Source organism: Enterococcus sp. AZ129 (assembly GCF_051714505.1).
Taxonomy (GTDB): domain Bacteria; phylum Bacillota; class Bacilli; order Lactobacillales; family Enterococcaceae; genus Enterococcus; species Enterococcus faecalis.
The window spans coordinates 1,477,946-1,495,012 of the sequence record NZ_JBIORY010000001.1 but is presented as its reverse complement, the minus strand read 5'-3'; the positions used below and the strand labels follow the sequence as shown (position 1 = coordinate 1,495,012).

Annotated in this window: 21 protein-coding genes; 15 read left to right on the top strand and 6 right to left on the bottom strand. The window is 37.2% G+C overall.

Features of this window, described 5'->3' with window-relative positions:
• Positions 1-66 precede the first annotated feature (66 nt).
• Both recJ and IGJ90_RS07395 read left to right on the top strand, forming a co-directional pair.
• On the top strand, positions 67-2,379 hold the full coding sequence (gene recJ, locus IGJ90_RS07400) for a single-stranded-DNA-specific exonuclease RecJ (RefSeq protein ID WP_025186622.1): 2,313 nt from the start codon (positions 67-69) through the stop codon (positions 2,377-2,379).
• Between the two features lie 2 nt (positions 2,380-2,381).
• The gene (locus IGJ90_RS07395) at positions 2,382-2,894 is read left to right on the top strand and encodes an adenine phosphoribosyltransferase (protein WP_002366750.1); all 513 of its coding nucleotides are present in this window, start codon (positions 2,382-2,384) and stop codon (positions 2,892-2,894) included.
• Positions 2,895-3,000: 106 nt separating this feature from the next.
• Here IGJ90_RS07395 and IGJ90_RS07390 read toward each other — a convergent pair whose 3' ends face one another.
• Together IGJ90_RS07390 and trhA are read right to left on the bottom strand one after the other, a co-directional pair.
• Complete coding sequence (locus IGJ90_RS07390; RefSeq protein WP_002360203.1) at positions 3,001-3,198, bottom strand: hypothetical protein; 198 nt, start codon at positions 3,196-3,198, stop codon at positions 3,001-3,003.
• 193 nt (positions 3,199-3,391) lie between these two features.
• Positions 3,392-4,045: a PAQR family membrane homeostasis protein TrhA gene (gene trhA / locus IGJ90_RS07385; protein WP_002357443.1), complete on the bottom strand. Its 654-nt coding sequence runs from the start codon at positions 4,043-4,045 to the stop codon at positions 3,392-3,394.
• A 131-nt stretch (positions 4,046-4,176) separates the two neighbouring features.
• Between trhA and IGJ90_RS07380 the strand changes: the two genes are divergently transcribed.
• From IGJ90_RS07380 to IGJ90_RS07320, 13 genes are all read left to right on the top strand, one after another.
• Positions 4,177-5,019, top strand: coding sequence for a DegV family protein (locus tag IGJ90_RS07380; RefSeq protein ID WP_002357444.1), 843 nt, complete (start codon positions 4,177-4,179; stop codon positions 5,017-5,019).
• A 103-nt stretch (positions 5,020-5,122) separates the two neighbouring features.
• A complete protein-coding gene (locus IGJ90_RS07375; RefSeq protein ID WP_002365717.1) occupies positions 5,123-6,022 on the top strand; it encodes an SGNH/GDSL hydrolase family protein in 900 nt (299 codons plus the stop codon).
• Entirely contained in the window at positions 6,015-6,668 is a 654-nt protein-coding gene (locus IGJ90_RS07370; RefSeq protein ID WP_438767877.1) for a YpmS family protein, read from the top strand. Before IGJ90_RS07375 ends, IGJ90_RS07370 begins: the two co-directional genes overlap by 8 nt.
• 16 nt (positions 6,669-6,684) lie before the next feature.
• Positions 6,685-7,200 (top strand): peptide-methionine (S)-S-oxide reductase MsrA, encoded by a 516-nt coding sequence (gene msrA, locus IGJ90_RS07365; protein ID WP_002357448.1) that lies wholly within the window; start codon positions 6,685-6,687, stop codon positions 7,198-7,200.
• A 5-nt stretch (positions 7,201-7,205) separates the two neighbouring features.
• Positions 7,206-7,424, top strand: a complete 219-nt coding sequence (locus IGJ90_RS07360; protein WP_002357449.1) for a YozE family protein — start codon at positions 7,206-7,208, stop codon at positions 7,422-7,424.
• A gap of 87 nt (positions 7,425-7,511) precedes the next feature.
• Entirely contained in the window at positions 7,512-8,954 is a 1,443-nt protein-coding gene (locus IGJ90_RS07355; RefSeq protein WP_002366748.1) for a S41 family peptidase, read from the top strand.
• 18 nt (positions 8,955-8,972) lie between these two features.
• Positions 8,973-9,527, top strand: coding sequence for a signal peptidase I (lepB, locus tag IGJ90_RS07350; protein WP_078131213.1), 555 nt, complete (start codon positions 8,973-8,975; stop codon positions 9,525-9,527).
• Positions 9,528-9,641: 114 nt separating this feature from the next.
• A complete protein-coding gene (locus IGJ90_RS07345; RefSeq protein ID WP_002366747.1) occupies positions 9,642-10,091 on the top strand; it encodes a hypothetical protein in 450 nt (149 codons plus the stop codon).
• 231 nt (positions 10,092-10,322) lie between these two features.
• Positions 10,323-10,778: an IS200/IS605 family transposase gene (tnpA, locus tag IGJ90_RS07340; RefSeq protein WP_002366027.1), complete on the top strand. Its 456-nt coding sequence runs from the start codon at positions 10,323-10,325 to the stop codon at positions 10,776-10,778.
• Between the two features lie 194 nt (positions 10,779-10,972).
• Positions 10,973-11,341, top strand: a complete 369-nt coding sequence (locus tag IGJ90_RS07335) for a GntR family transcriptional regulator (RefSeq protein WP_002357453.1) — start codon at positions 10,973-10,975, stop codon at positions 11,339-11,341.
• Positions 11,338-12,192, top strand: a complete 855-nt coding sequence (locus IGJ90_RS07330; protein ID WP_002366745.1) for an ATP-binding cassette domain-containing protein — start codon at positions 11,338-11,340, stop codon at positions 12,190-12,192. The genes IGJ90_RS07335 and IGJ90_RS07330 overlap by 4 nt, the downstream gene beginning before the upstream one ends.
• Before the next feature lies 1 nt (position 12,193).
• Complete coding sequence (locus tag IGJ90_RS07325; RefSeq protein WP_002366744.1) at positions 12,194-12,925, top strand: hypothetical protein; 732 nt, start codon at positions 12,194-12,196, stop codon at positions 12,923-12,925.
• 113 nt (positions 12,926-13,038) lie between these two features.
• Positions 13,039-14,007 (top strand): NADP-dependent oxidoreductase, encoded by a 969-nt coding sequence (locus IGJ90_RS07320; RefSeq protein WP_438767874.1) that lies wholly within the window; start codon positions 13,039-13,041, stop codon positions 14,005-14,007.
• A gap of 79 nt (positions 14,008-14,086) precedes the next feature.
• Here IGJ90_RS07320 and IGJ90_RS07315 read toward each other — a convergent pair whose 3' ends face one another.
• The 4 genes from IGJ90_RS07315 to IGJ90_RS07300 form a co-directional block, all read right to left on the bottom strand.
• A complete protein-coding gene (locus tag IGJ90_RS07315; protein WP_010709448.1) occupies positions 14,087-14,689 on the bottom strand; it encodes an alpha/beta hydrolase in 603 nt (200 codons plus the stop codon).
• A gap of 12 nt (positions 14,690-14,701) precedes the next feature.
• Positions 14,702-15,664, bottom strand: coding sequence for a ring-cleaving dioxygenase (locus IGJ90_RS07310; protein WP_002381868.1), 963 nt, complete (start codon positions 15,662-15,664; stop codon positions 14,702-14,704).
• Positions 15,665-15,674: 10 nt separating this feature from the next.
• The gene (locus IGJ90_RS07305; RefSeq protein ID WP_002366740.1) at positions 15,675-16,103 is read right to left on the bottom strand and encodes a MarR family winged helix-turn-helix transcriptional regulator; all 429 of its coding nucleotides are present in this window, start codon (positions 16,101-16,103) and stop codon (positions 15,675-15,677) included.
• A gap of 129 nt (positions 16,104-16,232) precedes the next feature.
• Positions 16,233-17,027 carry an SDR family NAD(P)-dependent oxidoreductase gene (locus tag IGJ90_RS07300; protein WP_002366739.1) on the bottom strand — a complete coding sequence of 265 codons (795 nt, stop codon included), beginning with the start codon at positions 17,025-17,027 and terminating at the stop codon, positions 16,233-16,235.
• Positions 17,028-17,067 lie beyond the last annotated feature (40 nt).

Below are 17,067 nucleotides of genomic sequence, written 5' to 3'. Positions count from 1 at the left end.
TAAAAAAAATGCTTTCTTTAGTTTTTGGAAAAATTTTGCTATAATTACTTGGTTAGGAGTGACGTCGTGAAAAAATCAAACTATCAATGGCAGTTACAGACAAAGACAGAATTACCTGTAGAATTTATAGAACAATTAAAAAAAGAAGAAATTAATCCATTAATTGGCCAACTTTTATGGCACCGCAATATCCGGACAGAAGAAGCATTACGTAAGTTTCTACATCCGACTATCGAAGATATTTATGATCCGTTCTTAATGCATGATATGGAGAAAGCGGTAGCCCGCATCCAGCAAGCCGTCGAAGCGGGTGAACAAATCCTTGTCTATGGGGATTATGATGCAGATGGCATCACTAGTACCACGGTTATGAAAGAAGCAATCGAATTAGTCGGTGGCATGGTTCAGTACTTTCTACCGAATCGTTTTCTTCATGGCTATGGGCCTAATAAAGACGTATTTGCTGAACAAATTGAACAAGGAGTCCAATTAATTGTAACCGTTGATAATGGTGTAGCCGGCCATGAAGCAATTAGCTACGCTATGGCTCAAGGGGTAGATGTAATCGTTACTGACCATCATGAATTGCCTGAACAATTACCAGAAGCCTATGCGATTGTCCACCCTAGACATCCACAAGGAGCCTATCCTTTTGGAGATTTAGCTGGTGTTGGCGTGGCTTTCAAAGTCGCTACTGCGTTACTTGGTGAATTGCCAATTGAATTATTAGATTTGGTAGCAATTGGGACGATTGCTGACTTGGTTTCATTAACCGATGAAAATAGAACGTTTGTCAAAATGGGCCTTCAAATGATTCAAACTGGTGATCGAATTGGTTTAGACGTTTTACTACAAGAAGCGGGTGTGAAAAAGGAAGCTGTTTCAGAAGAATCAATTGGCTTTACCATTGGACCTCGTTTAAACGCATTAGGTCGATTAGGGGAAGCCGCACCAGGTGTTGAATTAATGACTACATTTGATGAAGAGCAAGCGCTGGAAATCGCTAAATATATCGATCAACAAAACAATGAACGAAAAGACATTGTAACGACGATTGCCAAAGAAGCCCTGGATTTAATCGACCCGAATGCGCCGGTCCATATTTTAGCGAAACAAGGCTGGCATGAAGGCGTCTTGGGGATTGTCGCGGGCCGCATTATGCAAGAAACGGGGAAACCAACCATTATTTTAGCAATAGATGAATCTGGTACGACCGCTAAAGGCTCTGGACGTAGCATTAGCGCATTGAATCTCTATGAGGCGTTGAACGAAGTGCGTGAGCAATTCACTCATTTTGGTGGGCATCATATGGCAGCGGGAATGACTTTACCTGTTGAAAATATTCCTTTTGTTCAAGAACATTTGGCACACTTTATTGAAAAAAATCAAATTGATATGGCTAATGGACAAGAGTTGCTCATTAGTGAGAGCTTAGCGGTTTCGCAGGCAACGACTGCTTTTATTGATCAATTGCGTATTTTGGCGCCTTTTGGGACCGATAATACTGTGCCAACTTTTGTATTTAAGGAAATCACGCCTACGCAAATTCGGCAAATTGGTGCAGATAATGCACATCTGAAATTTCAAATGAATCAAGAAGGGGCGCAATTGGATGCAATTGCTTTTCAAATGGGGCCTCAAGCGGATGAACTAGCACAAGGAACCGCCGATGTGGCAGGCCAACTTTCCATCAATGAATGGAATGGTCGTAAGAAACCACAATTAATGGTGACTGATTTTGCTGTATCGGGAAGACAATTATTTGATTTTCGTGGCAAAAATAATCAAACGAAACCAATTCCTTCAGAAGCAACAGCTTATCTTTTGTTTGATGAAAAAAATCAAAAATTCATTTCAGATCCAACCGCTAATATTATTGTTTGGTCAAACCAAGAAGAATTGGTGGAAGCTGTTTCTCAAAATCAAATCGAACAACTGGTTTTTGTCGACTGTCCTGTGGAAGCAATCACGGTTAAAGAAATTGTTGAAGCAACTGAGATACAACGTATATACATGATGTTTATTTCACCAGAAGAAGCTTATTTAAACGGTATGGCTTCACGTGAACAATTTGCAACATTGTATAAATTTATTTTGCAGCAAAAAGAAGTAAATCTACGTTCCCAGCTATCGAAGGTGGCAAATTACTTAAATATCCAAGAAAAATTATTAATTTTCATGATACAGGTGTTTTTTGACTTAGGATTTGTTACAATAGAAAGCGGTGTTTTAAACAGTATTGAGAAACCCGACAATCGACCATTGACTGAAAGTCAAGTGTACCAACAACGATTGAAAAAAATAAAAACAGAAGAATTTCTACTTTACAGTGATTGTCAAACAATACAACAATGGCTGTGGAATGAGGAGGACAAATAAAAATGAATTTAAGAGATTACATTGCAAGCATTCCAGATTATCCTGAGAAAGGGATCGTGTTCCGTGACATTTCTCCATTAATGGCTAATGGTGATGCCTACCGTGAAGCAACAAAACAAATCGTGGATTACGCGAAAGAAAAAAGAATTGATATGGTTGTAGGACCGGAAGCTCGTGGCTTTATTGTCGGCTGTCCAGTGGCTTATGAACTAGGGGTTGGCTTTGCTCCGGTTCGTAAAAAAGGAAAACTTCCTCGTGAAACCATCGAAGTGACTTATGACTTAGAATATGGTTCAGATACATTAACGTTGCACAAAGATGCCATCACACCAGGTCAACGTGTTTTGATTTGTGATGACTTGTTAGCAACTGGTGGTACAATTAAAGCAACCATCGAATTAGTTGAACAATTAGGTGGTATTGTGGTTGGTTGTGCGTTCCTAATTGAATTAATGGATTTACATGGCCGTGATAAAATTGATGGCTACGATATTGTTACCTTAATGGAATACTAATCTAATTTAATTAGAAAGAGCGAAGGAATTTAAACCTTCGCTCTTTCTTTGACATATTTATAAAAACGGAGCATAGCTTGGGGGGAACACACCGTTTTATTATTTATTAAGGGAACTTACGATAAACGTATCTTGCTTGCTGTTGTTTACGTGTACGTGTATAACGCTTCTCATCCCATGACATAAACCAAAGAATAAATAACGGCGTCACGATCATAAAAGCAAGACGTAATCCTAATGTTCCCAAAAAAATACCTATAACCAATACAAAAAATAAAAATCCAACACGACGAATTGCTTCCATGTGTATCACCTCTTCATTTGATTCGAACGAGTGTTCGTATTGTTATTATACGAATGTATGTTCGTTTTGTAAAGTCTTTTCTACTAATTTATGTTAAAATAATTCGAAAAGAAGAATAATCCTTTATAATAAAGAGATTTAGGGCAATAAAAGAACACGATGCTTTGAGCATCGTGTTCTTATTGTGCTGTGATTACGTATAAAAGAGAACAGAAAAATACATGAGGATCGCTGCAAGCATGACGAACAAGTGCCAAACTACATGCATAAACCGCACATTTTTCAATGAATAGAAGGCTGCACCTAATGTGTAAGACACGCCTCCTGCGACCAATAACGCTGTTCCTGTAAATCCAAGAGATTCATATAACGGACGAGCAGCGATGATACAGAGCCAACCTAAAACAATATAAATAATCGTTGAAATGTTTTTCACAGTTTCTTGTTTATGCAACGTGAGGGATTTATAGACAATACCGACGATGGCGATTAACCAGACTAAACTAAACAAGGTCCAACCTAACCAACCGCCAATACTAATTAAGCAAAACGGCGTATAGCTGCCAGCAATCAATAAGAAAATAGAACTATGATCGAAGACCTGAAAGACCTTTTTGGCTCTTGTAAAAATTAAACTATGAAATAACGTTGAAGATAAAAAAAGTAGAATCAACATGGAGCCATAAATAGCATAAGATACCACGTGAATTGGTGAGCCTAAACGAGCTCCTTTAACAAGTAAAATGACTAAGCCAGCAATACTTAAACCTGCGCCTATGCCATGTGTAACTGCATTTAAGACTTCGTTCACGATTAGGTATTTTTTTGAGAAATGCGTTTTTTCCAATAAATTCACTTCCTTTATTTTAATTTGATGAAAAATTCGGCAGTGTCTGTTATACTATAACTAGATAATTAACCGTTTAATGGTATTCTACCATGAAAACAGGTTCCTTTTAAAGAAAGAGTGATAAATTTATGACAAACGTTAAAATCGTAACGGATTCTTCATGTACGATGGAAAAAAGTCTTAGAGATGAATTAAATATCCATATGATGCCTTTATCAATTATGGTTGATGGCGTTGTTTATCCAGATGATGATCATTTGCCAGGCGAAAAATTTATGGACATGATGGCTAATGCGAAGGCCTTACCCAAAACGAGTCAACCACCAATTGGTGAATTTGTAGAATTATATGATCGCTTAGGTGAAGATGGCAGTGAAGTAATTTCGATTCACATGACAAAAGGCTTAAGTGGAACGGTTGAAGCGGCCCGTCAAGCTAGCAACTTATCATCAAGTAAAGTAACGGTGATTGATAGCGATTTTACAGACCAAGGTTTGTCTTTCCAAGTCATTCAAGCAGCAAAATTGGCACAAGCGGGAGCGGGTGTTCCAGAAATTTTAGCTGAAATTGAACGCGTCAAACAAAATACTAAATTATACATTGGCATTTCAACATTGGATAATTTGGTTAAAGGTGGACGAATCAGCCGTACAACAGGATTATTATCAAACATTTTTAATATGAAAGTTGTCATGGACTTTGAAAATACGGAATTGATTCCTGTAGCGAAAGGCCGAGGCGTTAAAACGTTTAATAAATGGTTTGACGAATTGAAATCAGAATTAAGTAAGATTCCAAATGTTCGACAAATTGGCATTTCTCATGCGGATGGGCTAGAACTAGCAAATGGATTCAAAGAAGGATTACAAGCAATCTTTAAAGACATGGATATTCCCGTATTACATACGAATCCAGTCATTGCAACACATACAGGAAAAAATGCCTTTGCTATTATGTACTATACAGACTAAGAAATAACGAGGTTGGGTCTCACTCTTAAACGAGTAGACGCAACCTCTTTCTAACAAGAAAAGGAAAATTTCTTGTTGGTTTATTTAAAAGGAAGTGACGAAGATGAAAAAACAAACACAGCATATTTTGCTGACCGTCTTAACACCTATCCTCATTGCGCTAGGTGTTTTTACATTGTTAAGTGTGGCCATCCCCAAAGCAAAGCCACTATTAAAGCAAGAGAAAGTGGCCACAACTGCTCAAAAAAATCAAAAAGAAGTCATTCATTATACAGCTATCGGTGATTCTTTAACTGAAGGAATTGGCGATTTGACGAATAGTGGAGGTTTTGTTCCTATTGTGGCAGATGATTTAAAAGAACACTACAACTTGAACGGTGTTCAAACAGACAATTTTGGGAAAAATGGGGATCGTAGTGATCAAATTTTAAAACGAATCAAAGAGAAACCTGAAATTCAAAAGGGCCTTGCCTCTGCGGACGTGATTACGCTAACGGTTGGTGGAAATGACTTAATGAAAGTAATTAGTAGTAATATTTTCGACTTGAAAGTCAGCTCGTTCAATCGTCCACAAAAAGCCTATCAACGCCGAGTAAGACGACTACTTGAAGAAATCCGAGAGTACAACGAGAAGGCCCCTATTTATGTCTTAGGAATTTACAATCCCTTCTACTTAAACTTTTCCGAAATTACAGAAATGCAAGAAATCGTTGATAACTGGAATCAAGCAACCGAAGAAATGGTTCAAGAGCAAAAACGAGCCTATTTCATTCCTATCAATGATTTACTCTATAAAGGTCGTGGCGATGAAGTTGGCGTAACTGGTGGTGACTCAGAAACTACAGGAAGTAGTGCTAGCAAAGAGGATTTAAACAATTTGTTATATGAAGAAGATCGCTTCCATCCGAATAATCTTGGCTACCAAATTATGGCCGGAGCTGTCCGGGATGAAATGGTCAAGACAGAGAAAGAATGGATAACCAAATCAGAAGGTAGTGAATAAAATGAATGAAGAAAAGCCAAAAACAAGTAAATCAATTAAAAAGACACAACCAACCAATCTTAAACGAAATCCCTGGAAAATCGCTTTTCTTGTTCTAGTGGGTTTAATCATTGGTAGTGTAGCTTTCGTGACATTTCGAGCAACACAAGTTCGCGAACCAGATTTAAAGAAAATACCAGCAATTGTTGAAAAAGAAGGCGAGCCAGTCGTCACCATTCAGTCAAAAAAACAACAAGTGAACAAACTGATTGACTTTTATTTAGCCGACTTTCAAAAAGGCTCGGAGATTAAATATAAATTTTATTTAGAAAATGATGCTTTATTAAATGGAACATTTAAGGTGTTAGGGCATGACATTCCTTTTTACTTATATTTTGATCCTTACGTGATGGCGAATGGTAATGTACAATTAAAAGCAAAAAGTTTATCTATAGGAACGTTAGGCTTGCCAATTAAAGAAGTATTGAAATTTGCTAAACGTTCTTACAAACTACCTAAATGGGTTGAAATCAATCCAGATGATCAAACTGTTTTATTACGTTTAGATCAGTTTAGAATGCAAAATGGTCTATTTGTTCGAGCAGAAAAGATTAATTTAGTTGACGATGACATTCGTATGAATATATACTTGCCAAAAGAGAAATAAAAAAGGAGTGTTAGAGATGGAAGAAAAAGCAATTTTTGCAGGCGGCTGTTTCTGGTGTATGGTGCAGCCTTTTGATACACAACCAGGGATTATCTCAGTTGTTTCGGGTTATACAGGTGGGCACGTGCCTAATCCAACATATGAACAGGTTCTAACACACACAACAGGCCATACGGAAGCAGTAGAAATCACTTTTGATCCAGCGATTATTTCTTACGAACAATTAGTGGATATTTATTGGCAACAAACGGATCCTACTGATGCTTTCGGCCAGTTTCAAGACCGCGGCGATAATTATCGGCCAGTTATTTTTTATCGTTCTCAAGAACAAAAAGAAATTGCTGAGAAAAGTAAAGAACGTCTAGCTAATAGCGGCCGTTTTACAGAACCAATTGTTACCACCATCGAACCAGCAGCACCATTTTATCCTGCTGAAGAATACCATCAAGACTTTTATAAAAAAGACGCTTTGCGTTATGGATTGTCCCATCAACGTAGAAGTGAATTTATTGAAGAAAAATGGAGTGACTAATTTACATGAGACGAAGCTTTTACCATTACTTAATGACATTAAAAGGTCCGGCTAAAGATCCTGAAACTGATTTTGCCAATGAAGCGGCCAAAGATATTCAGTTTCCAAAACAAACCGAGGATTATCATGAACTTTCTTCTTATTTAGAAATGAATGCTGACTATTTAAGCAACATGGACATCTTTGATGAGTTATGGGAAAAGTACCTTGAAAACAATAAATAAATCCAGAGGAAAAGCAAACAAAGCTTTTCCTCTTTTTTCATTCATGTTATAGTAAACAAAAGTAGTGACGAATTTGTTAGAAATGAGATGAAATCTATGAAGAACAAACGAACTGTTCCTTTTTATCAATATATTATTTCGCTCCTCTGTGTCGCATTTTTAGCTGGAGGAAGTAGTTATATTTATTTTGATCATCGTGTTAAAAAGATGAGTCAAGAAGGGGCAATTACCAATGCTGATTTAAGCAAAGTGCAGGATTTATATAATGAAATTAGTACCAATTATGTAGGTGAAGTAGATAAAAATGAATTAGTTGAAGGCGCCTTAAAAGGCATGTCTGAAGCTATTGGAGACCCATACTCAACTTATCTAAATGAATCTGCTGCCAATGATTTAAACGAAAGCTTATCTGGCGATTTTGAAGGAATTGGTGCCACTATGACAATGAAAGATGGCGAACCAGTTGTAGCAGAGGCCCCTGTAGCAGATTCCCCAGCTGAAAAAGCGGGAATCAAAGAAGGCGATATTATTAAAAAAGTTGATGGTACAGCTACAAAAGGGATGAAACTAGCAGAAGTCGTCTCAAAAGTCCGAGGTAAAAAAGGAACTTCCGTTGAATTGACTATCCAAAGAGAGGGAGAAACTAAAAATATCTCAATCAAACGTGGGAAAATTCCCGTTAAAACAGTGACTGGTGAGTTAGACAAAAATGATGCGCAAATTGGCTCGATTAAAATTACGTCCTTTGGTAAAAAAACATATCAAGAATTGAAAGAAACAATCACGAATTTACGAGACAAAGGAGCTAAATCCTTTGTAATTGATGTACGCCAAAATCCTGGTGGACTGCTAGATCAAGCAGAGCGAATGGCCAGTATGTTTTTAAAAAATGGCGAAACAATTGTTCAATTTGAAGACAAAAAAGGACGTACGATGAAAGAAGTTGCTTCCAAAGAATTAGACGACGGCTTTAAAGTAAAAGAACCTGTTGCAGTTATCATTGATGGCAATAGTGCCAGTGCATCCGAAATTTTTGCTGCAGCACTGCATGAATCTGCGAATGTCCCACTAATTGGAACGAAAACATTTGGCAAAGGAACGGTCCAAACGGTGAAAGATTTAAATGACCAAACCGAAATAAAATTGACTGTTTTAAAATGGTTAACACCAAAAGGCGAATGGATCAACGAAAAAGGAATTGAACCAACCATCAAAGCTGATTACCCCGAGTATGCCTATTTAAAATTGATTCCTCGCGATAAAACGCTAAAAGAAGGAGATCAATCTGAAGATATTCAGAACTTAAATGCTATTTTAGCTGTATTAGCGTATCCTGTTGATGAAAACAATGCAAACTACACTGCAGAAACAAAAGCAGCGGTTAGCGATCTTCAACAGAAAAATGGCTTGCCTGTAACTGGAGAAATCGACAATGAAACAGCCACAAAAATTGAAGCCACTTTAGGTAAATTAATTCTTGAAAATGACGCTGCCTACGATACAGCAGTCAAAGAAATTCAAAAAAACTAGAAAAAAGGTGGCACGAAGTTGAAGAAGAAACGTGATTATGTTGGGTATTTAATGTACTTTCTGAAAATCTTAGTACCAGCAATCGTAGCCGTTTTTATTTTAAGAGGATTTTTCCTGATTCCTGTTCGGGTGGATGGCCATTCCATGCAAAAAACCTTGAATCAAGGAGATATGATTGTGATGGAAAAATTCTCCACCATTAAACGGTTTGATGTGGTGGTCTTTAAAACAGATACAGGATCGATTCTGATTAAACGTGTGATTGGTTTACCAGGAGAAGCTGTGCGTTACGAAAACGATCAATTATATGTCAATAATCAGCCAATCGCTGAACCGTATTTAACTAAAAACAGAAAAAAAGATCATGAAACGATGCCTTACACTACGAATTTTGATTCAAAAGAATTGTTAATGCAAGAAAAATTACCTAAAGATAGCTATTTTGTGCTTGGTGATAATCGCCGTATGTCCAAAGACAGCCGTTCTTTTGGTGCAATACATGCAGATCAAATCTTAGGGAAAGCACAATTTGTTTATTACCCACTCACTCATATGAAGATCATTCCTAAATAAGTAAGACCACTAGTTCGTTTATTTAAATAACGACTAGTGGTCTTTTCTAATCTGAAAAATTGTTCTCTTAGCTGAAAAATGTTAAGGTTAAAGTAATGATAGATGTAGGAGGTCATGCAAATGATTAGAAAAACAATTTTAGCAAGTTCTATCTTAGGCGTTGGGTTGCTAATTGGTGCATGTGGGAATCAAACCCAAACTCAAATGAATTCAACCAATACCAGTGAATCATCACAGCCTAAAGTAACTGAATCAAGTCGCAAGTCATCTGAAAGTACGTCTAATAACGAAGGTGTATCAAGCGATTCTAGTAAATCCACAAGTTCCACTACAGAATCAGAAATCTTAAAAGGTCTGGCGGAAGAAAAAACGCTAAAAGAAAAAATCCCGTCCTTAAATCAAACAACGATTAAGAAAGTCACTGATAATGAGTATAAACGCATTCTTGTGATGGAAGAAAAGGCTACAGGAACGACCTATAAAAGTATTTTGATAAAAAAACAAAATCGCTTAAAAATTGTCAACGAAACAACCGATGAATTGTTATACAATGGAACCCTATAAGAACGAAACCATTCAATAAACTCAAAAGTATAGCCATTGTTTTCAAAGAAAAATTTCTTTGGAAACAATGGTTTTTTTATTAATGACTTTAGTCAGTTGAAATCTCTAAAGAGATTTCGACAAAAAAACCACGCGTACTGCGCGTGGAGCTCAGAGCTTTAGCGATAAAAACTCCTTTCGATATAATAGATAAAGGCTACCAACCGTTATCTAATCGAAAGGAGTTTTTGTATGTCGAACGACGATAAAAGTTTAGCACATACTCGTTGGAATTGTAAGTACCATCTTGTATTTACACCAAAATATAGAAGAAAAGTAATCTATGGTCAGTTAAGGCAGGATATTGGAAAAATACTGAGAAAATTGTGTGAAATGAAAGAAGTCGAAATCATTGAAGCTCATGCAATGCCTGACCATATCCATATGTTGGTAAGAATCCCGCCGAAGTTGAGTGTATCAGGATTCATGGGTTTCTTAAAAGGAAGAAGTGCAGTAATCATTCATGAACGTCATGCGAATTTAAAATATAATTATGGGAATAGATCATTTTGGTCAAAAGGCTATTATGTGAGCACTGTAGGTCTGAACCAAAAAACGATAGCTAAGTATATACGAGAACAAGAAGCAGAAGATCGAGTAAGGGATAGTATAAACAAAAGAGAGTATAGAGATCCATTTAGTAAGTAACAACTAGATAAGAATAGAATGGTAGCGGTTGGCGGTCTCTAAAAAAAGCTCCCTTAAAGGGAGCAGCAGGTAGCGAGCCCTTCTAGGGCTATTAAAAAGCCACCCGCTATGCGGGTGGATATTTACTGACAAAAGAATTTCTAGGATATATAGTTAGTTACATAAGTAGTTAACCATTTAAGCGAGGTGTAAAAATGGAATTTAATTTTTCGGGGGAAAAACCTTTATTTCAGCAAGTAGCCGATCAGATTGCCGAAGGAATTTTTAATGGCGCTTACTTAGAAGGCGAACAAATTCCCTCAACCACAGAAATATCAAAAAGTTACCAAATCAATCCAGCCACCGTTTTAAAAGGAATGAATTTATTAGTAGAACGACAGCTGATTGAAAAGAAACGGGGGATTGGCATGTTTGTCTTACCAGGCGCTCAAGAGAGAGTAAGAAGTGCACGGAAAGAAGAATTTTTAAATAAAGAAGTCTTAGAAGTTGTCGCCGAAGCCAAAAAATTAGGGATCACAGCTGAACAATTAAAACAACTAATTGAAAGAGGGTATGACGCATGAGTTTGCGGGTGGAATCAGTAAGTAAAAAATATCATCAAAAACAAGCACTAGATAATATTTCAATTACTTTTGAAAAAGAAACGATTTATGGGCTCTTAGGCAGAAACGGGGCTGGTAAAAGTACGTTATTAAATATCATAAATAATCGAAGTTTTGCCACTTCAGGTTCCGTTAAATTGGCGGGAGAAACAGTGACCGATAATGAGGCTGCTTTGACTCATATTTACTTAATGAGTGAAGATAATTTGTTTCCTCCTCAGTTAAAAATTAAAGATATTTTTAAAACGACTGAAGGTTTTTATGGATCATTTGACTGGTCTTTAGCCGAACAAATGTTAAGCGATTTTGATTTAGATGGTAAAAAGACATTCAAAAAATTATCAACTGGTTATCGGAGTATTGCTAAACTAATAGTGGCGCTATCCGTCCCCTGTGAGTATATTTTTTTAGATGAGCCAGTCTTAGGTTTAGACGCCAATCATCGGGAATTATTTTATACTTATTTAATTGAGACATACCAAGAACGTCCCCGTACGTTTGTGATTTCTACCCATTTGATTGAAGAAATTGCGAATTTATTAGAAGATATTATCATCATTGATCAAGGAAAATTGATTCGCGCAGAATCTATTGAAACAATTTTGAAAAACGGTCGCATTGTTTCTGGGCCGAAAGAACAAGTAGAGCGCTATACTCAGTCATTGGAAATCTTAGGCATGGACACTTTAGGTGGAGCAGTTACGGCTTACGTGTACGGCGACTTGCCGACTGAAAAAGCAGAGGTTCAAATTGCGCCGCTAAATTTACAAACATATTTTGTGCAATTAACCAATAGAAAGAAGGAAAAGTAAAATGAAATTTAAAACAGCTTTGCAGTATCGTGTTATTTATCAAGTCCGTTCTTTAGCAATTTATTTTGGCTTTTATGCTTTGTTCGGCATTCTTTTTCCTCTTATTGGCTTGCTCTTTTCTAACGACGTAAATACTGTCAGCTCTGATGCAGTAATTCCTTGTCTGGTTTTTATGGGGATACTATCATTTTTAGGGGTAAACACAGATTTTAAACTGTTTATTCAAAACGGGCTTTCCCGCTGGACAATTTTTTTGGTGAATTTTGTAAGTAATGCTATTTTATCTTTGGTTGGATCCTTGGCTGTACTTGTACTGATTAAAGTATTTAGCGGCAATTTCATTTCTCATTTTCAATTATCAATGAAATTAATTGATGTCTATGCGCAAGGAGACTTTTTCATGTCGTGGTTGCTCTTTTTTATCTTACTAATGCTTAGTGGCTCACTTGGCTTGTTAGCAGGTGTCTTTAATGATCGGATAGATGGCGTAAAAAAACTCATTGTTTTATTGCTGTTATTAATGATTCCTATTTTACTGGGCACGATTGCACAATTAGGGGGGGCACCAATGCGCCTGAGAATGCTCCATGTCTTGCAAGCAATGGTTGGTTATCAATCCACTGGTTTTACTGTCCTGCCACTTCTTCTGACAATCAGTTGCTTTGTTGGCATTAATCTTGGTTTGGCCTATTTATTGAATAAACATCGTGAAATTAAACGCGTAAATGCATAACTAATTAAATTAAAACAGATCGAGATTAATAATGAATACACTTTCTCTCAATTTAACTAAAGCATATTCTTATATAAAAAGAAGGCAATAGGCGTATACTAAAAGTGTGAAAAATGAAACAAATGAGAGGAAGTTGGTTTATGAAAGCTGTTGTGATTAATCAGTACGGAAGTAAAGAGGTACTTGAAGAAGCAGAAGTAACACTGCCAGAATTATCGGAACATCAAGTGTTGGTAAAAGAATACGCGACATCAATTAATCCGATTGATTGGAAATTGCGTGAAGGATATTTAAAACAGATGTTTGATTGGTCCTTTCCGATTATTCTTGGTTGGGATGTCGCTGGTGTGATTACAGAGGTGGGGAGTCAAGTAACGGATTGGCAAGTTGGCGATAAAGTTTTTGCTCGTCCTGAAACTACTCATTTTGGCACCTATGCAGAAGTAACGATTGTGGATGATCATTTATTAGCAAAAATCCCTGAAACAATTAGCTTTGAAGAAGCGGCTGCCGTTCCGTTGGCTGGTTTAACCGCTTGGCAAGCATTGTTTGATCATGGTCACCTTAAAGAAGGAGAAACTGTTTTAATTCATGCTGGTGCAGGTGGGGTCGGTACTTATGCGATTCAACTAGCAAAAGAAGCGGGCGCACATGTCATCACGACCGCTAGCGCAAAAAATCATGCCTTACTGAAAAAAATTGGTGCAGATGAAGTGATTGATTATCATACAACGAATTTTGCAGAGGTATTAACTGATGTTGATTTGGTCTTTGATACAATGGGTGGTGAGGTTCAAAAAAATAGTTTTGACGTCTTAAAACCAAACACCGGTCGTCTTGTTTCAATTGTGGGCATTGAAGATAAACAATTGGCAGCCGAAAAAAATATTTCTGCTGAAAGTATTTGGCTTCAACCAAATGGAGAACAATTACAAAAAATTGCTGATTTGATGGCAGCTGGAAAAGTGAAATCAATTATTGGTGAAGTTTTCCCTTTTTCTAGACAAGGGATTTATGATGCACATGCACTCAGTGAAACGCACCATGCAGTTGGTAAAATAGTTGTTCAAATGGCAGAATAAAAAGAAGCTCAGACAGTGAATTATCTTAAAATAGAAAAAGTGGGTCCTAAGTCATTTCGACTTAGGACCCACTTTTTTGTTAAGAGGACAGATGTGCCAACCAAGTTTGTGTTTCCTTAATTTCTTGATAAGTTAATTGATGACTTTGTGTCCAAACCTCTTGTACGGTTGCTCCATGATTCTGAAATAATTGAATCACACGCATACTTTCAGGAAGTGGAACAATTGGGTCATGCTCTCCTAGAGATAATAAAACAGAAGTGTCGGTCAAGTCTGGTTGATTGGTCAATTCAACAGGAAACATGGGATGATAGAGGACAGCTTGATGGTAACTATCGGGATGAGTAAGCAATAATTGAATAGCGATATTGGCCCCATTTGAATAGCCAATAAAAATAATTTTATCCAATGAAAATTGATGCTCGTTAGCGGCTTGTTGAATAAACTTATGAAGCGCCTCGCCGCGTTTTTCTAGATCTTCTAAGTCATAATGACCTTCCGCTAGGCGCTTAAAATAACGATTCATTCCATTTTCTGAAACATCACCACGAATACTTAGCACAGTAGCTTGTTTATTTAGTTCTTGGGCAATTGGTAGGAGAGATGTTTCATCACCACCTGTACCGTGAAGTAGCACAAAGACAGGTGCTTCAGGATGTCCTTTTTTTAAAATTGAATGCATGTTTTTTCCTCCTTAGGCTCGTTTTGTATTGAAAGGCTTGATAACACTCTCAATATACTCACGACGGTTTTCTAAAAATGGCGCAAGAGATAACTTTTCTCCTAATGTTTCGTAAGGTTCGTCCCCCATAAATCCTGGTTCATCGGTGGCTAATTCGACTAAAATATGTCCAATGCGAACATACAATGATTCAAAGTAATAACGATCGACATAGCCAGAGTTTTGTAAGCCTAAATGATCAAAGAGCGCTTGCCAAGTCCCAAGTGATTTACGATCCGCTAAGCGGAATGCAACGTGATGTACTTCACCATATCCTTGTTGTGCTTGTGAGCTAGTATCATCGTCTACCAAAACGACTTGGGCACCATTGCCACCTTGGCCAACTTCAAGTAAATAGCGATTGCCTTCTTGTGCCACTACGTGAAAGCCTAGAATTTCTTCAAAGACTTCTTTGAATTCATGAAAATAGGAAATAGCTATTTCGACAGGTCCTAAGCCATAAATCGCAAATTCTGTAGGGACAGGTCCTTTTTTCCAAGGGGTGCCCGCTGCAACACCCTGATTTAATTCATCAGAGATTAATTGATACGCTTGATCATCAAAATCCCAGAAGCGAAGGACTTTTTTACCAAATTCTTCAGAAATACCTGTGTGTTTGACAGCAAATTCATTGAAGCGATTTTCATAATAGGTCAAAGCTGCATCTGAAGGAACCCGGAACCCTGTTCTTGAAATTGTATTGGTTCCTTTTAATCCTTTAGGGTTATTGGGAAAATCGAAAAAGGTCATGGTTGTACCTGGTGTACCCAAATCATCGGCAAAATAGGTATGGTAAGTATAGATATCATCTTGATTCACTGTTTTTTTGACTAAACGCATCCCTAAAACGTCTGTAAAGAAGTGATAGTTTTTTTCTGCATCACTTGTCATAGCTGTAACGTGGTGGATTCCTAATAATTGATCTTCTTTTTTCATCATTATTTCCTCATTTCGTTTCATTTGTTATTTTTCGTAAAGTTTTTTGAAGAAGTGTTAATTCTTCGGAAGAGAGTTGTTCAAATGCTTCTGCAATTCGCTTTGCATGCGTCGGGAAAATTTCTTCAATTAATGTTTTTCCAGCTTCTGTTAATTCAACGTAAGTAATGCGTCGGTCTTTTTCACTGGGGGTGCGCGTTACATAGCCTTTTTTATGTAATTGGTCAATAACATAAGTGGTGCTACTGCTAGCGATTAAAATTTTCTCCTTAATTTTTTGGATGGTCTGAGGACCTTTATGGAGTAACAGCTCTAATACTGAAAATTCTGTAATGTTTAAGTCATAACAAGTAACATCTTGCTTGGCAAGTTGCTCTAGTCGATGGCTGGTTCTTAATAAACCGATATAGGCTTTTAAAGCTTCTTGCTGTTGGTTCATTGTTTCACCTCTTTTTATTTCGAATTCGAGATAAATATAACTTACTTTTGGTAAGTAATCAATTAATATGCTTAAAAAGACAGCCAGAAAAAAAATGTGAATTTTTGCTGGCTGTCTTTTTTGTTTAATTTAGAAGATCGTTGGAACTAAGCCGCCATCGATTCTTAAGGCTTCTCCTGAGAAAGAAGAAGAATCCGGGCTGGCCACAAAGGTAACAAAACGACCAATTTCTTCTGGTCGAATGAGCCGTTGGATTTGTGAACGAGAACGATGATTTTTCATGAAATCTTTTTCCCAATCCTCTTTAAGAATGTCTGAATCAGCGTACATATCTTCCAACATTTTTTCTACACCTTCGGTAAGGGTTGAGCCAGGCATAACCGTGTTAACGGTGACATGTGTGCCGACAGTTAAGTTGGATAAACTTTTAGCTAAGGAAAGATTCATCGTTTTTGTCATGCTATATTGGGGCATTTCGCCAGAAGGCATCACCGCTTCTTCGCTAGCAATGAAAATAATGCGACCAAAATCTTGTGCAAGCATTTTAGGTAGATAAGCTTTTGCTAATGCATTGCCTGACAACACGTTCACAGTAAAAAATTTTTCCCAAGTGGCGTCATCGATGTCCCAGTATTCCATTGGTTCAAAAATCCCCATATTATTCACTAAAATGTCGACTTTAGGGAATTTTTCAAGTAAAGTAGTTCGTTGACTTTCAATGGAAATATCGGCAGTTCCTGCTTGAGGATGAGTGTCTGGAAACATTGTTTGTATTTCTTCAACAACTTTGATTACTTCGGCTTCATTGCGCCCATTGATAATGACATCGGTCCCTTCACGAGCCATTTCAATCGCAATTGCTTTGCCAATTCCTTTGGTTGAACCAGTAATTAATGCTAATTTATTCGTTAAGTGTAAATCCATTTAAATCCCTCCAACGTTTGTCTATCTCTAGTGTAGGTCT

Coding starts and splice junctions, on each gene's coding strand:
- IGJ90_RS07360 (WP_002357449.1), top strand. CDS start 7,206: ATGAGACGAAGCTTTTACCATTACTTAATGACATTAAAAGGTCCGGCT.
- IGJ90_RS07310 (WP_002381868.1), bottom strand. CDS start 15,664: ATGAAAAAAGAAGATCAATTATTAGGAATCCACCACGTTACAGCTATG.
- msrA (WP_002357448.1), top strand. CDS start 6,685: ATGGAAGAAAAAGCAATTTTTGCAGGCGGCTGTTTCTGGTGTATGGTG.
- IGJ90_RS07315 (WP_010709448.1), bottom strand. CDS start 14,689: ATGCATTCAATTTTAAAAAAAGGACATCCTGAAGCACCTGTCTTTGTG.
- IGJ90_RS07330 (WP_002366745.1), top strand. CDS start 11,338: ATGAGTTTGCGGGTGGAATCAGTAAGTAAAAAATATCATCAAAAACAA.
- IGJ90_RS07375 (WP_002365717.1), top strand. CDS start 5,123: ATGAAAAAACAAACACAGCATATTTTGCTGACCGTCTTAACACCTATC.
- IGJ90_RS07305 (WP_002366740.1), bottom strand. CDS start 16,103: ATGAACCAACAGCAAGAAGCTTTAAAAGCCTATATCGGTTTATTAAGA.
- IGJ90_RS07395 (WP_002366750.1), top strand. CDS start 2,382: ATGAATTTAAGAGATTACATTGCAAGCATTCCAGATTATCCTGAGAAA.
- IGJ90_RS07380 (WP_002357444.1), top strand. CDS start 4,177: ATGACAAACGTTAAAATCGTAACGGATTCTTCATGTACGATGGAAAAA.
- IGJ90_RS07390 (WP_002360203.1), bottom strand. CDS start 3,198: ATGGAAGCAATTCGTCGTGTTGGATTTTTATTTTTTGTATTGGTTATA.
- IGJ90_RS07325 (WP_002366744.1), top strand. CDS start 12,194: ATGAAATTTAAAACAGCTTTGCAGTATCGTGTTATTTATCAAGTCCGT.
- IGJ90_RS07345 (WP_002366747.1), top strand. CDS start 9,642: ATGCAAATGATTAGAAAAACAATTTTAGCAAGTTCTATCTTAGGCGTT.
- IGJ90_RS07335 (WP_002357453.1), top strand. CDS start 10,973: ATGGAATTTAATTTTTCGGGGGAAAAACCTTTATTTCAGCAAGTAGCC.
- tnpA (WP_002366027.1), top strand. CDS start 10,323: ATGTCGAACGACGATAAAAGTTTAGCACATACTCGTTGGAATTGTAAG.
- IGJ90_RS07355 (WP_002366748.1), top strand. CDS start 7,512: ATGAAATCTATGAAGAACAAACGAACTGTTCCTTTTTATCAATATATT.
- IGJ90_RS07320 (WP_438767874.1), top strand. CDS start 13,039: ATGAAACAAATGAGAGGAAGTTGGTTTATGAAAGCTGTTGTGATTAAT.
- IGJ90_RS07300 (WP_002366739.1), bottom strand. CDS start 17,027: ATGGATTTACACTTAACGAATAAATTAGCATTAATTACTGGTTCAACC.